Raw genomic sequence first — 14,374 nt, 5'->3', positions numbered from 1 at the left:
GCATCATCGCCGAGCCAATAATCCCAAACGCATGCTCAATACCATGCATCTGCAGTACCTTAACAAAGGCCTCTTCCGTCGTCATCTTCATGAGTTTTTTCCTTTTAAGTGAGTGTCGGTGTGGCGGATCAGGCCACTTCATCCTTGAGGTAGTACCAGATATAAGCAAAGCGTTGACCCAATCGGCGGAAGGGCGTCAGCACGCCATGGCTGGGGAGCGGCGATGCAAAAATCGGCAGGTTGAACACCTCATCCTTCACGCCGGCAATTTGCTGCGCCATACGGCGCCCGGCCTGCGCCGAATACATGACACCATTACCGCCATATCCCATCGCGTAAAAGATACGCTCGTCAGGATTGGGCTGGAAAATACGTGGCATCATGTCGTGGCTGACGTCAACCCAGCCCCACCACGAGTAATCCAGATTGATATCTTCCAGAGCCGGAAACTTGCGCGCCAGACCCTTCTTGAGAAGCTCCAGATGCTTGCCGTTTTCCGCGTCGCGACCGGTTACGGCTGAACGGCTGCCGATCTGCATCCGGTTATCGGGAAGCAGGCGATAATAGTGCCGCAACGTCCGGGTATCGGTTAGCGGCGATTTCGTCTGAATGCCGCATTCTTGTAATTCGGACTGGGTCAGTGGCCGCGTCACCAGAGAGTTGGACAGGATCGGCATCAGCCGGTGTTTTGTCTTGGTGTTAAGACCCGGCGGCGTGTACCCAGCGGTCGCCATCGCAACTGTCTTTGCCTTGACGATACCGCCCGGCGTACGCAAGTGGTGCACACCATTTTTGGTTTCCCAACCCATCACCGGGCTACCGGTGTGGATTTTGACGCCCAGACGACGGGCCATGTTCACATAGCCGAACGCCAACTTGCCTGCGTGGATGCAGGTGCCGTCGGGTTCCCACATGGCGCCGTGGGCTTCCATGTCGCGTACGTGTTCGGCATGCAGTTCCTCGCGCCCGAGGATGCGGGAGGCGTAACCGAACGTGTCGTTCAGCAGCGCGCTTTCCTTTTCAAGGCCCGGCAGGACCTTGGCACGATGCGCGATGTAGTAGTGCCCGCCCGGCTGAGGGTCGCAGTCGATGTCGTCACTGGCGATAAGATCATTGAACAGCTCGAACGCTTCGGAAACTTCGCGATGCATTCCCTTGGCCGTTTCAACGCCCCAGCGCTGAATCCATTGCGACCGTTTCAGCCGCCCGGACGAAATTTGTGCCTGCCCACCATTGCGGGTCGAGCAGCCCCAGGCCACAGTATTTGCTTCAAGAACAACGGCTTGGATGCCGTGTTCCTTGGCAAGATGAATAGCGGTCGAAAGGCCGGTATAGCCCGAACCGATGACAACGACATCCGCGTCCATATCGCCGGAAACGGGTCCGTCATCTTCGGGCGGGGTGCCCGCAGTACCAATCCAATAGGTCGGGGCATGGTCGCGGTTATGACCCGGACCGGCGTCGATAATGGGATCGTATTTCGGGTCATAGCTGGTTTTTGGCCAGTGACGCGGGATGCTGTTGTCCACCATTCTTGTTTTTCTCCGGGGCTGCGCGCAGGGCGGCGGATCAGGCTTTGAACATCGGGCGCGTCTTACGAAGCGCCTGTTTTACGACAATTTTTCCGTCACGAACGGTGAACAGATCGGCGCCTTCGGCCTCGATCCGCATGCCGTTGGCATCGGTACCCGAGAAGGTCCATTCCGATACAGCACGGTCGCCGTGAACGAAGTGGCTGTGGTGATCCCAATGGGCGTCTTTCATACCGGCCCAGACACCCGAGAACGCGGCGGCGATGGCCTCAGAACCTTCAACCTTGTTGCCATATTTCTCGTCACCGGCGACGGTGTAGAACACACAGTCATCGGCAAAGTGGGTCATCACACCGTCGATGTCGTGACGGTTGAACGCGTCGAACGTGTCGGCCAAGTCCTGCGCGGTCAGGGTTTTGTTCATTTTGTACTTCCTTTTCAGAGGGGTTGTTACGTTTCGTACGTGTTCGGTACGATCAGTGTCGGGATTTTGGAGCGCCGCAGAACGCGCTTGGCGACGGTGCCCAGAAAGGTGTGCGAGAATCCGTGATCATGCGCGCCCAGCACGATCAGGTCGCACTCCAGCTCGACCGACCGACGCAAGATCACTTCTGCCGGGTGGCCGTCGGTGACCTCGATCGAGGTCACCTGTTCGCGGATCTTGGCGTCATCGCCGGTGAAGTTCGCCCAGAAATTGGCCTGCCGTTCGGCCAGAACCTGACGCACCATTTCATGACGGCGCTTCATCGCGGTCTTTCGGGTGTCTTCGTTCAGGATGAACATCTCCATCGTGATCTTGGCGTCATCCGATAGCGGCTCGTTCACGTGCAGGACGTGAATTTGCGCTCCGGTCGCCTGCGCTATGCTGGCAGCATGGCGCAGGGCGTGGGTCGAGTTGGCCGACAGGTCCGTGGCAAACAGGATGTTGGTGACCAGTTGTTTCATGTCGTCATCCTTTCCGGGTCAGTAGCCCAGCAGCCGTGGCAGCCACAGCGACAGTTCGGGGAAGAAGGCGATGATGAAGATCGCGATGGTGTTAGCAGCCGCAAACGGCAGCGCCCGCAACGAGATCTGTTCAATCGTGATGTTCGAGATACCCGAGGCGATGAACAGGTTCTCACCCAGCGGCGGCGTCTGGAAACCGATGCCAAGGGTACAAACCATCACCACACCAAAGTGGATCGGGTCGATGCCCACCGAATAGGCAACGGGCAGCATCACCGGAACCAGGATCAAGATGGTGGCCAGCGTCTCCATGAACATGCCGACAAACAGCAGGAAGAAGATGATCAGAGCCCAGATCACATAGAGGTTGTCGGTAAAGCTGAGCATCGAGTCCGCAATGATCGCCGGAATCTGGTTTTCCACCAGCAAACGGCCAAACACGGTTGCCGTGAACAGGATCAGCAGCACGCGACCGGTCAGCCATGTGGTTGCCTCGAGCGACTGGAAGAACGACGCCCATGTCAGTTCGCGATAGATCACGACACCTACGACCAGCGTGTAGAAAATCGCGACGATGGCGGCCTCGGTCGGGGTGAAAAAGCCGGTATAGATACCGCCAAGGATCACCAGCGGCGCCATCAGCGACCAGAACCCACGATACATTTCGCACATCACGTTGCGGAACGACCAGCCTTCAGCCACGCCTTTGTAGCCACGCTTTTTTGACATGAAATAGTTCAGGATCAACAGGCTGGTGGCGATCAGGAAAGCCGGGACAAAGCCAGCGATGAACAGTTTCGAGATCGAGACCGACTGGAAGGTGCCGAATTTCTCGACCGCTTCCGGCGGAGGCGCCATACCGAGCGCGGCAATGCCGAAGATCACCATCGGGATGGAGGGAGGAATGATAATCCCGAGGCCGCCCGAGGAGGCCGTGATCGCCGAGGCATAGCCGCGCTCATACCCGCGGTCGATCATCGCGGGGATCATCAGCATCCCCACCGCCGCGGTTGTTGCCGGGCCCGAGCCCGAGATGGCACCAAAGAAAAGACAGGCCATGACGGTCGCCGCCGAGATCCCGCCGGTGAACGGACCGGCCAGACTTTCGGCAACATTGATCAGGCGTTTTGAGATACCGGCGGCCTCCATAAGGGCCCCGGCAAGGATAAAGGCAGGCAGCGCCATCAGCGGGAAGGACCCAACCGAGGTAAAGGCGATCTGCACGAACTTGATCGGGTTGTCGCCCAGATACAGGAACGAGACCAGCGATGCGACGCCCAGTGCAACTGTGATCGGTGCGCCGATCAGCAGCAGAAACAAGAATGATCCAAACAGGATTGTGACGATTTCGGATTCCATGATTTTTCCTCCCTGCCTCAGTCGTGCTTTGCCGCTTCGGTGGCGGCTTTGATTTCGTCGAGGTCGATCTGATCGGGATCGTGGATGTCTTCGCCTTTGATCAAGCGGCGGTAGTTCACCTGAATGATGCGGAAGGTCATCAGCGCAAAGGCGATGGGCAGCACCATGTAGATGTATTTCATCTCGATGCCCAAAGTCTGGGATTTCCAGAACTTGTTCATCTTGTTGAAGACGAAATCGGTCGCCAGATAGAGGAAGTAGACATTGAAGAAGAGCCAGAAGAGATCGGCAAACGCTTCGATGTACTTGATCGAACCGTCAGGCAGGAACTTGAACTGGAATGTCACGCGGTTATGCGCGCCTTTTAGGGCCGCATAGCTGGCGCCGAAATAGACGAACCAGACGAACATGTAGACCGAGAGCTCTTCGATCCAGCTGATCGAAAAGCCGAAGATTTCGCGCGCCACGATCTGCACGAACAGCAGGATGACAAAGCCGGTTAACAATATCCGGCATATGACGCTTTCTATATTGTCCAGAAACTTCCAGAACATATGGTTTCCCTCCTCCCTGAGACGGGAAGAGCGCCGTGGCGCTCTTCCTCATATCGCTCTGCGGCGATTATTGCTGGACCGGGTCGCGGCCGATGGCGGCCAGAACGGCGTTCATCTTTTCGACGCCACCGATGGAGTCGTAGAACTGCGGCCATACAGCTTCGGTCGCGAGCTGGATGAACTCGGCTTCGTCATTCTCGGGATCGACGATTTCCATGCCCTTGGCGACCAGCTCTTCCTTGATCGCGGCCTCGGAGTCGCGCAGGAACTGAGCCGATTTCAGGGTTGCTTCCTGTCCGGCTTCGAGGATCATCTGCTGCTCTTCTTCGCTGAGGCCCTGGAACACGGATTCCGAAATGATCAGCGGTTCGATCGAGAAGATGTAACGCAGGTTGGTGACGTGATCCTGAACCTCGTAGAACTTCATCGCGTTGATGGTCATGTACGGGTTGTCCTGACCGTCGACGACTTTGGTCTGCAGACCGGTGAAGGTTTCCGACCAGGCCATCGGGGTCGGGCTGATGCCCCATGCCTTGTAGGTTTCGATCATGATCTCGTTCTTGGGAACGCGGATGACCAGATCCTGCAGGTCGGCAACCGAAGTGACCGGTTTCTTGGAGTTGGTCAGACGGCGGAAGCCGGTATAGGTCCACGCGATGATGCGGACACCTGCGTCACGGATGGTGTTTTCCGTCAGTTCCTGACCGATCGGGCCCTGCGTAAGGGTTTCGGCGTCTTCCAGGCTGAGGATCACGTAAGGCAGGGTGAACACACCCACCGACGGCGAGAACGGTGTGACGTTGTTGATCGCCAGCAGCGACATGTCCAGCGTGCCGATGGCAGCTTCGTTCACGGTGTCCTGTTCGGAACCCAGCTGACCGTTCAGGAACAGGGTGCCGGTGTGTTCACCACCTGATTTTTCTTCCAGAGCTTCGACAAAGAACTTGCCGGTAGCTTCCTGCGGGCTGCCCGCACTGTCGCCAACCGCGATCTTGAAGTTCTTCGCGTCGGCTGCGCCCGCTACCATCAGGGCCGCCACGGATACAGCAGCGGTGAAGGTGCCAAGCTTGTTGATGAATGACATGGATGTCCTCCCATTTGTCAGGTTTTCGAGGAGCGCGCCGGCCAGGGGAGAGTTGGCCAGTCCGATTCTGCCTCGGCGGCGCGAACGTATCTTGCGCAAACCGTTTCTTCGTTGCTAATCTTTGCGCGAAAGGTTTCACAAATATCGAACTTGAGAGATGTCCCGGAAATCACTTGCCACACGGATCAGCGACACCGACATCCGCCTGCTGCGGATATTCAAGACAGTGGTCGAAAGCGGCGGTCTGTCGGCGGCAGAAATCGACCTGAACATCGGCAAATCGACGATCTCGAAACACATCTCGGATCTGGAGCTTCGACTGAACCTGAAACTGTGCAACCGCGGTCCCGGCGGGTTTTCCCTGACCGAGGACGGCCAGAAGGTATTGCGCGCCGCCGAGGACCTGCTGATTTCGGTATCGCAGTTCAGGACCGAGGTGAACGAGATCAAGGAACAACTGGCGGGAACAATCCGGGTGGCCCTGTTCGATCAGTGTGCGTCAAACCCCGAGGCCCATCTGTCGCGGACCATTGCCGAATTCAACAAATCCGCCCCCGCCGTCGAGATTGAACTATCGCTGGAGCCGCCCAACGTGATCGAGACGATGGTCATCAGCGGACGGCTTGATCTGGGCATCGTCGCGCTGCACCGGCCCTCGCCCAGCCTGAACTATGTGCCGCTATACGGAGAGAACATGTATCTGTATTGCGGGCATGGGCATCCGCTGTACGGGGCGCAGGGACCGGGGCTGAGCATGTCGGACGTGCAATCCTTTGGCTATGCGGGTATCAGCGTCAGCTCTCCCAATCAGATGGTCGGCCAGCGGCTGGGCTTTCGGCGCGCGGCCAAGGTTCAGAACGAACAGGCACTGGCAATTCTGATCATGTCGGGCCGGTATATGGGGTTTTTACCCGATCATCTTGCAAAAGAGTTTGTGGACAAAAACCAGATGCAGGCCGTTCTGCCCGAGATGTTTCACTATCGCTCGAATTTTGCGGCCATCGCCAGAAAGCACCCGGCGCCGACGCGGGTTTCCAAGCTGTTTCTGGATCATCTGAGTCGCCAACACATGAGCAACGCACAGGCGGCAGAAACAGTCATCTGACGGTTTCCGGAAACAGCAAAGGCCCCCGTGTGGGCGGGGGCCAGTACCGAAAGTTCAGAGAATATCAGCCGATAATCGCGTTCAGCGTGGCGCTTGGGCGCATGACCGCGGCAGTCTTGGCAGGGTCGGTGTGATAATATCCGCCCAGATCAGCGGGCTTACCCTGTGCAGCTGCCAGTTCACCCAGAATGTCGCCTTCTTTTTTGGCCAGTTCCGCAGCGATCGGGGCAAAGAATGCCGCCAGTTCGGCATCATCCGTCTGTGCCGCCAGTGCCTCGGCCCAGTAGCGGGCGAACCAGTAGTGGCTGTCACGGTTGTCAGGCTGACCCACCTTGCGGCTAGGGGACCGGTTGTTGTCCAGAATACCCTGTGTTGCAGCCTCGGCCGCGGCACCCAGAACACCCGCCTTGGCGTTGCCTTTGCTGTCGGCCAGGAAGTTCAACGATTCACCCAAGGCGCAGAACTCACCCATCGAATCCCAGCGCAGGTGGCTTTCCTCAACCAGCTGCTGTACGTGTTTCGGGGCCGAACCACCGGCACCGGTTTCGAACAGACCGCCGCCATTCATCAACTTGACGATGGACAGCATCTTGGCCGAGGTGCCCAGTTCGAGGATCGGGAACAGGTCGGTCAGGTAGTCGCGCAGCACGTTGCCGGTGATGGCGATACTGTCCTTACCTGCGGTGATGGTTTCCAGTGACTGGCGGGTCGCCTCACGCGGGGCCATGATCAGGAATTTGTCCGCAACACCAGCAGCTTCAAGCGCGGGTTTCACGTACTTGATCAACTCGGCATCATGGGCACGGTTTGCGTCCAGCCAGAAGATCGCCTCGGACCCGGTCAGGCGCTGACGATCCATCGCCAGCTGAATCCAGTTCTCGATGGGGGCTTTCTTGACCGTGCAGGCGCGCCAGATGTCGCCTTGTTCAACCGCGTGCTCATGCAGCGTCTCACCATTGGCCAGAACGATACGGATGGTGCCATCAGCCGGGGCCTGGAACGTGGTCGGGTGCGAGCCGTATTCCTCGGCCTTTTGCGCCATCAGGCCGACATTGGCCACGGCACCGGCGGTGGCTGGGTTCAGCGCGCCGTTGGCTTTGAAGAAGTTGATGGATTCGTCATAGACCGAAGCATAGCAGCGGTCGGGGATGACACAGTTGGTGTCGCCCTTGGCGCCGGTTTCGTCCCAGCCCTTGCCGCCTGCGCGGATCACGGCGGGCATCGAGGCGTCGATGATCACGTCCGATGGCACGTGCAGGTTGGTGATGCCCTTGTCGCTGTCGACCATGTACATGGACGGACGGTCCGCCTTGATGGCGTCGATTGCGGCCATGATGTCGGCATTGCCCTTCACGCGGTCCAGCAGATCGCCAAGGCCGGAGTTCGGGTTCACACCCAGCGCATCCAGTTCGGCACCGAATTGCTCGAACACAGGGGCCAGCCACGCCTTGACGGCATAACCAAAGATGATCGGGTCACTGACCTTCATCATCGTGGCCTTCATGTGCAACGAGAACATGGTGCCGTCTTTTTTGGTGTCTTCAATGGCGTCCGCCAGGAACGAGGACAGAGCCTTGACCGACATGAAGGTCGCGTCGGCGACGGTACCCTCTGCCAGCGGCCAGCCATCTTTCAGGACGGTTACGCTGCCATCCTTACCCACGAATTCAATCTTTGCGTCACCCGCCTGCGCAGCAGTGATGGTTACCGATTTTTCGTTGGCATAGAAGTCGTTGCCTGACATGGACGACACTTTGGTTTTGCTGTCCGACACCCATTCACCCATCGAATGCGGGTTCTTCTGGGCATAGTTCTTGACCGCCCGCGCAGCACGACGGTCGCTATTGCCTTCGCGCAGAACCGGGTTCACGGCCGAACCCTTGATGGCGTCATAACGCGCGCGGATTGCCTTTTCCTCGTCGGTCGATGGCTCTTCCGGATAGTTCGGGATGTCATAGCCCTGCGATTGCAGCTCTTCGATCGCAGCCACCAGCTGCGGCACCGAAGCCGAGATGTTGGGCAGCTTGATCACGTTGGCATCGGGCGTTTTCACCAACTCGCCCAGTGCGGCCAGATCGTCGGTGATGCGCTGATCGTCGGTCAGGTTTTCCGGAAAGGTTGAAAGGATGCGACCGGCCAGCGAGATATCCTTGGTGCCGACGCTGACGCCAGCGGCCGAGGCGAACTTGCGAATGATGGGCAGGAACGAGGCGCTGGCCAGTTCAGGCGCTTCGTCTACAATGGTATACAATACGTCGAAGTTCGATTTATCTGCCATATTCCCTTACCTTTTTTAAGCCTTTAGGGGCGTGCGATCCGAGAGTGATGCCACGAAAGACGTGGCGCGGGCGGAGCGTGGATATGCAACCGCTCCGGGGGTGACTCTGTTTTGACAGGGCTCACATAAATCAGGATCGCCACGGGATCAATCGCAGGGAGGCGCGCATTTTGACCCAGTTCGCGCAATTTTTCGCATTTGCAGCATTTTTGGGCTGTTGATGGTGCCGTCCTGCCTGCTGCACTATTAGAGATGCCTGTTGGGATACTTGTTTCCCAGCCGTTCAATATATCTGTCAACGGCCAACTCCACCTAGTCCGCAGACTCGGCCCACGAGCCACCGACGCATATGTCCGTCAGGGATGGCTGGGCGGGCGCCAGGCGAGATGTGCTGTAGGACAAGAGGGCAGCAGCAACGGCAATGATCAAAGCAGCAAGACGTATGCGCATTCGGTATCCCGGTTTGAAAACAACTCACCCTCAGGCAGTCGTCCATTTGTCTGACCACAAGGAATGCGGGCGCTTGGAGCGTCGCGAACGGGATTTCGAACCACGGGCCGTGGTAAGGCGGCAACGATGCGATGCGCACCATAGGGACCCCGTCATTGCCAAAGAAAATCACCCGGTATGGTTTTTGATTGACGAACCGCCATGCACAAACACAGAGTTGCGGCAGAAGCGCATCAGAAAGGGTGACGAAACCTCATGCCGATAGAACATGCCCCTTTCAGTCAGACCGAATACGACCGCCGGATTGCCAAGACCCGCAAGGCCATGGATGCGGCCGGGATTGACGTTCTGTTTGTCACCGATCCGTCGAACCAGGCCTGGCTGACCGGTTATGACGGCTGGTCCTTTTATGTGCATCAGGGCGTGATTCTGGGCATGGACGGCGATCCGCTGTGGTGGGGGCGTGTTCAGGATGCCAACGGCGCGCGTAGGACCGTCTGGATGGAAGACGAAAAGGTGCTGGGTTACGCCGATCATTACATCCAGTCCACCACCTGCCATCCGATGGAGGATCTTGCAGGCCACCTTAAGGCGATGGGTTTTGAGAATGCCCGCGTCGGCGTCGAGATGGAGAATTACTATTACTCCGCCAAGGCCCATGCGGTGCTTGACGCCGAATTGCCCAATGCCACGCTGGTGGATGCCACGGCGCTGGTGAACTGGCAGCGCGGGGTGAAGTCGGACGAAGAGATGGCATTCATCCGCAAGGCCGCAAAAATCTCGGAGAAAATCGTCCGTGTCGGGCTGGAAAGGGCGAAACCGGGCGTTCTGAAGAACGAGTTGGTCGCTGACATCTTTCACGCGGGCATAACCGGTGTGGATGGTGACTGGGGTGATTATCCGGCAATCGTGCCGCTGACCCCGTCAGGCATTGACGCCACCGCACCGCATCTGACCTGGAACGGCAATGAGATGAAGTCGGGCGAGATCACCTTTTTTGAACTGTCGGGCTGCTATCGCCGGTATCACGCGCCGCTCTGCCGGTCCGTGTTTCTAGGCAAACCGCCGCAAAACATGCTCGACGCATCCGAAGCCTTGACAGCCGGGCTTGAGGCTGGGCTGCAGGCGGCACGCGCCGGTAATCGCGCCTGTGACATTGCCAATGCGCTGAATGCGGAACTGGCCAAGGTTGGCATCGACCGCGGCGGGCGCTGCGGCTATCCGATCGGCCTTTCCTATCCGCCCGACTGGGGCGAGCGCACCGTGTCGATCCGCCCGACCGACGAGACCGTCCTGCAACCCGGCATGACCTTCCACTTCATGCCCGGTCTGTGGCTGGACGATTGGGGGCTGGAGACCACCGAAACCATCGTGATCACCGAAAGCGGCCCAGCCGAAGCCCTGTGCAATGTCGAGCGTAAGCTCTTTGTGAAAGACTAAGCCTTGGGCAACCTTGAAGATACCAAGACACTCTTGGGGGAGCTGATCAGCTTTCCCACGGTGTCCTCGGACAGCAATCTGGACATGATCAAACACCTCGCGGATCGGCTGGCCGACTGCGGGGCCGAGGTCGAGATCTGGCATGATGAGACCGGAACAAAGGCCAACCTATTCGCCACGCTGGGTCCGCAACGCGACGGTGGCATCGTGCTGTCGGGTCATTCCGACGTGGTGCCGGTGGCTGATCAGGACTGGTCGTCCGACCCGTTCGTGATGGAGGAGCGTGACGGTCATTGGTTTGGGCGCGGCACCTGCGACATGAAAGGATTCATCGCCGCCGCGGTCGCCATGGCGCCGCGTTACGCACAGCTCGATCTGCAGCGTCCGGTGCATTTCGCCTTTACCTATGACGAGGAAGTCGGCTGTTTCGGCGCCCGGGCGCTGGCCGATACTCTGCGCGAGAAAGGCATAAAGCCTGCCGTGGCGATCATTGGCGAACCCACGTCGATGCGGATCATCGAAGGCCACAAGGGCTGTTATGAATACACCACTCATTTCACCGGGCTCGAGGGGCATGGCTCGGGTCCCGACCGCGGCGTGAACGCGGTGGAATACGCGGTGCGCTATGTTTCGAAACTGCTGGAACTGAAGGCCGGGCTGCAGGGCCGTGCCCCAGACAACAGCCGGTTCGAACCACCCTGGACGACGATCAACACCGGTGCGTTGGTGGGTGGCGTGGCCCACAACGTGATCCCCGGCAAAGCGCGGGTGGAATGGGAAATGCGGCCGGTGCAGCAAGCTGATGCGGCTTACGTCAAGGACGAGTTGCACCGGTTCTGTGCCCATACACTTATCCCCGCGATGCAGGCCGTCCATCCAGATGCCGACATCGAGACCGAAGTGATCGGTGAGGTCGATGGGCTGGAGCCGATGGACGACAACGAGGCCCGCGATCTGGTGATGGAACTGACCGGGGCCAATGGTGCGGATGTTGTGCCCTTTGGCACCGAGGCAGGAATTTTTCAGGGTCTCGGCATGAGTGTGGTGGTCTGCGGTCCCGGCTCGATTGAGCAGGCGCATAAACCGGACGAATACGTTTCGGCCGATCAGATGGCACTGTGTCTCGACATGCTTGGGCGGTTATCCGCAAAACTGGTGTAGCCTATGACCACGGCACGCGCGGTCTCGGTTTTCTGGACAGGTGCGCCGGTTCTGTTCGTGCTGTTCTGGGCAGGCGGCTACAGTTTTGCCAAGCTGGGGCTGCCCTATATCGAACCGATGACCATGCTGGCGATCCGATATGGTCTGGCAGTTCTGTGCCTTTTGCCGCTGCTGGCGGTGTTCCGACCGGCACTGCCGCGCGATCCGGTTCATTGGGCCGCCATGGCTGCCAGCGGATTTCTTATCCAGTGCGTCTATTTCGGGCTGGCGTATCAGGCGATGAAACAGGGGCTCGGCGCTGGCGCCACGGCCATCGTGATGGCCTTGCAGCCCGCGCTGGTTGCCGCATTGTCACCGCTGGTCGGAGAAGTGCGCGGCAGGCCCGTGATGTGGGCCGGTCTGGCGCTGGGGTTTGTCGGGGTTGCGATATGTGTCTTTGATCGGACCAACGCCGCACCTCTTTCTGCCGGGCTGCTTGCGGTCAGCGCGCTTTTTGGTCTGACCGCCGCCACCTTGCTGGAAAAACTGCACGGACGGCGCAGTGACCCGGTACTTGGCGGTATGGTGCAGTACGTCGTGGGTTTTGCCGTTTTGCTACCCATCGCCTTTACCACCGAAACGATGGTGGTCCACTGGCACCCGGACCTGATCCTGTCGCTGGCCTATCTGGTGGTTGCCAATTCCCTGATTTCCATCAGCCTCTATGTCGCGCTGATCCAGCGTGGCGATACGACTCGCGTATCGACCCTTCTTTACCTTGTTACGCCACTGGCCATCGCGCTGGCCTGGCTGATACTTGGAGAACCCGTAACATGGCGTGTGGCCGGTGGCTTTGCGCTGTGTCTGGCGGGGGTCTACATTGTCCGGCGATCCAAGGACTGACGCCGTGAACCTTCCGGGAGCTGACCCTCCAATCGCCCTTATGCTCAGGTATTGTGCAATTGCACGTAGACCTGCCCGTCTTCGATCCTGACCGGATAGGTTTTCAGATCAACGGTGCACGGCGCGGACAGCGCTTTGCCGGTGCAGATATCAAAGCGTCCACCGTGCAGAGGGCATTCGATGACCTGATCGATGACCAGACCATCCTCAAGGTGCTGCTCTTCGTGGGTGCAATGGCCATCCGTCGCAAAGAACCCCTTGTCGGTGTTGTAGATCGCATAGGTCTGGCCGCCATGATCCCAACGGATCAGGTCCTCTTCATCCACATCATCTGTGGCGCACGCATGTACCCAGTCGTTCATATCTCGGGTCTTTCTTGTTGGCTGTCTGTTTGTAATTTGATGGCGGAACAGGGAAACTTTTGGCGGCGGCTTCCGCATGGAGCATTGAAAGGGCGGCGACCCGTTCCCCTGAATTGGATGGTGCAGGCGCCGGACATGCACGGGGTACGGACATGTCCGGGCGACCTGGCTTTTTTGCTGGCTCCGGTTCGTCTTACATCGTCCTCTCGGCGATGCGATTGACCGGGCCGCCATCGGTGATCATATGCGGCGCCTGCCGAATGGACTCCGCCTTGGTCGACCACCCCAGAGACCGGCGCAGGGTGACGACGAACACCTCCCAGTTGGTGCGCAGAAAACCCGGGTCGGGTTCCGGCACCTGTTCCTTGATCGCTATGGCAAGATCAGGCAGCGCATGAAATGGCACCTGCGGATACAGGTGATGTTCCACATGGTTATTCATGTTCATGTAGAGAAAATCAGCCAGCCAATGCCCCTTGAACGACCGGGTGCTTTCCAGGATCGAGGGCGAGTTTTCCTGCAGCTCGACATGCTGGATCAGCGTGAACAGCAACATGACGGGCGCACCGAGGATGCGGGGGATCACGATAAACCAGACCGGCCACCAGATGCCCGCAAAAGGTGCGATGGCGATCAGGGCATAGATTGCCAGCATGATCCGGGCATTGCGGGTCATCTTGGGAAATTCATCCTCGGGTGTGACCATTTTCATGGTGTCGGTATATTTGCCGATGGCCAGATGCCAGAACACCTGCATGTGAAACCGCAGCAACCCAAACCCGGTAACCTCTGTCAGCCAGCCGCCAAACCCCATCGGCGTGTCGAATGGCATCTGGCTGTCTTTGCCGACGTGCCATGTGTGGGTGTGATGGTTTGTATGCGTGTAGCGCCGGTGCAGAGGCTCCTCCATATAAAGAAGCGACGTAACCCACAGCACCGTTTCATTCAGCCAGCGGGTCCGAAAAGCCGTACCGTGCGCCGCTTCGTGGCTGGCGGAATAGGCCGGCACCGTCAGCATGACACCGTGGATGAACATCGCAGGCCACACCCAGACCGTCCCAAGCGCAAGCCAGACCAGAACACCCGTCGCGGTCAGGGCAGCGGCCCATTTGGCCAGATAGATCAGCCCCGGCGCATCGGATCTTGCCGCAATGGATTTGAGGGTCTTCTTGTCCAGCCTGACACTGGAAGACGCCGCATTGGTGGGAACGTAATCAGGCAT

At 58.6% G+C, this 14,374-nt stretch carries 13 protein-coding genes; 4 read left to right on the top strand and 9 right to left on the bottom strand.

The window, feature by feature from the left end:
• Positions 1-128 precede the first annotated feature (128 nt).
• From ACR0NA_RS21315 to ACR0NA_RS21290, 6 genes are all read right to left on the bottom strand, one after another.
• Entirely contained in the window at positions 129-1,532 is a 1,404-nt protein-coding gene (locus tag ACR0NA_RS21315) for an NAD(P)/FAD-dependent oxidoreductase (RefSeq protein WP_480732528.1), read from the bottom strand.
• A gap of 37 nt (positions 1,533-1,569) precedes the next feature.
• The gene (locus tag ACR0NA_RS21310) at positions 1,570-1,956 is read right to left on the bottom strand and encodes a nuclear transport factor 2 family protein (protein WP_480453196.1); all 387 of its coding nucleotides are present in this window, start codon (positions 1,954-1,956) and stop codon (positions 1,570-1,572) included.
• Between the two features lie 26 nt (positions 1,957-1,982).
• Entirely contained in the window at positions 1,983-2,477 is a 495-nt protein-coding gene (locus tag ACR0NA_RS21305; protein WP_170657515.1) for a universal stress protein, read from the bottom strand.
• A gap of 18 nt (positions 2,478-2,495) precedes the next feature.
• Positions 2,496-3,836 (bottom strand): TRAP transporter large permease, encoded by a 1,341-nt coding sequence (locus ACR0NA_RS21300; protein WP_170657513.1) that lies wholly within the window; start codon positions 3,834-3,836, stop codon positions 2,496-2,498.
• A gap of 17 nt (positions 3,837-3,853) precedes the next feature.
• Positions 3,854-4,390: a TRAP transporter small permease gene (locus ACR0NA_RS21295; protein WP_480732523.1), complete on the bottom strand. Its 537-nt coding sequence runs from the start codon at positions 4,388-4,390 to the stop codon at positions 3,854-3,856.
• A 67-nt stretch (positions 4,391-4,457) separates the two neighbouring features.
• The gene (locus tag ACR0NA_RS21290; RefSeq protein ID WP_480732521.1) at positions 4,458-5,474 is read right to left on the bottom strand and encodes a TRAP transporter substrate-binding protein; all 1,017 of its coding nucleotides are present in this window, start codon (positions 5,472-5,474) and stop codon (positions 4,458-4,460) included.
• A gap of 157 nt (positions 5,475-5,631) precedes the next feature.
• Between ACR0NA_RS21290 and ACR0NA_RS21285 the strand changes: the two genes are divergently transcribed.
• On the top strand, positions 5,632-6,579 hold the full coding sequence (locus tag ACR0NA_RS21285) for a LysR family transcriptional regulator (RefSeq protein ID WP_480732518.1): 948 nt from the start codon (positions 5,632-5,634) through the stop codon (positions 6,577-6,579).
• Positions 6,580-6,643: 64 nt separating this feature from the next.
• Here the strand turns inward: ACR0NA_RS21285 and ACR0NA_RS21280 are convergent, their stop codons facing one another.
• Entirely contained in the window at positions 6,644-8,857 is a 2,214-nt protein-coding gene (locus tag ACR0NA_RS21280; RefSeq protein WP_480732516.1) for an NADP-dependent isocitrate dehydrogenase, read from the bottom strand.
• Between the two features lie 705 nt (positions 8,858-9,562).
• On the opposite strand from ACR0NA_RS21280, the gene ACR0NA_RS21275 reads away from it, so the two are divergent.
• The 3 genes from ACR0NA_RS21275 to ACR0NA_RS21265 are packed head-to-tail and all read left to right on the top strand — an operon-like array spanning position 9,563 to position 12,790.
• Positions 9,563-10,747: a M24 family metallopeptidase gene (locus ACR0NA_RS21275; protein WP_480732514.1), complete on the top strand. Its 1,185-nt coding sequence runs from the start codon at positions 9,563-9,565 to the stop codon at positions 10,745-10,747.
• 3 nt (positions 10,748-10,750) lie between these two features.
• A complete protein-coding gene (gene argE, locus ACR0NA_RS21270) occupies positions 10,751-11,908 on the top strand; it encodes an acetylornithine deacetylase (protein ID WP_480732512.1) in 1,158 nt (385 codons plus the stop codon).
• Between the two features lie 3 nt (positions 11,909-11,911).
• Entirely contained in the window at positions 11,912-12,790 is an 879-nt protein-coding gene (locus ACR0NA_RS21265; protein ID WP_170657501.1) for a DMT family transporter, read from the top strand.
• A gap of 44 nt (positions 12,791-12,834) precedes the next feature.
• Here the strand turns inward: ACR0NA_RS21265 and ACR0NA_RS21260 are convergent, their stop codons facing one another.
• Both ACR0NA_RS21260 and ACR0NA_RS21255 read right to left on the bottom strand, forming a co-directional pair.
• Positions 12,835-13,152: a non-heme iron oxygenase ferredoxin subunit gene (locus ACR0NA_RS21260; RefSeq protein ID WP_480732510.1), complete on the bottom strand. Its 318-nt coding sequence runs from the start codon at positions 13,150-13,152 to the stop codon at positions 12,835-12,837.
• 193 nt (positions 13,153-13,345) lie between these two features.
• Positions 13,346-14,374: a fatty acid desaturase gene (locus tag ACR0NA_RS21255; protein WP_480732508.1), complete on the bottom strand. Its 1,029-nt coding sequence runs from the start codon at positions 14,372-14,374 to the stop codon at positions 13,346-13,348.

It is taken from the genome of Ruegeria sp. C11, assembly GCF_056537725.1.
The sequence above is the reverse complement of the archived record's forward strand: the minus strand, read 5'-3'. Positions and strand labels throughout refer to the sequence as shown.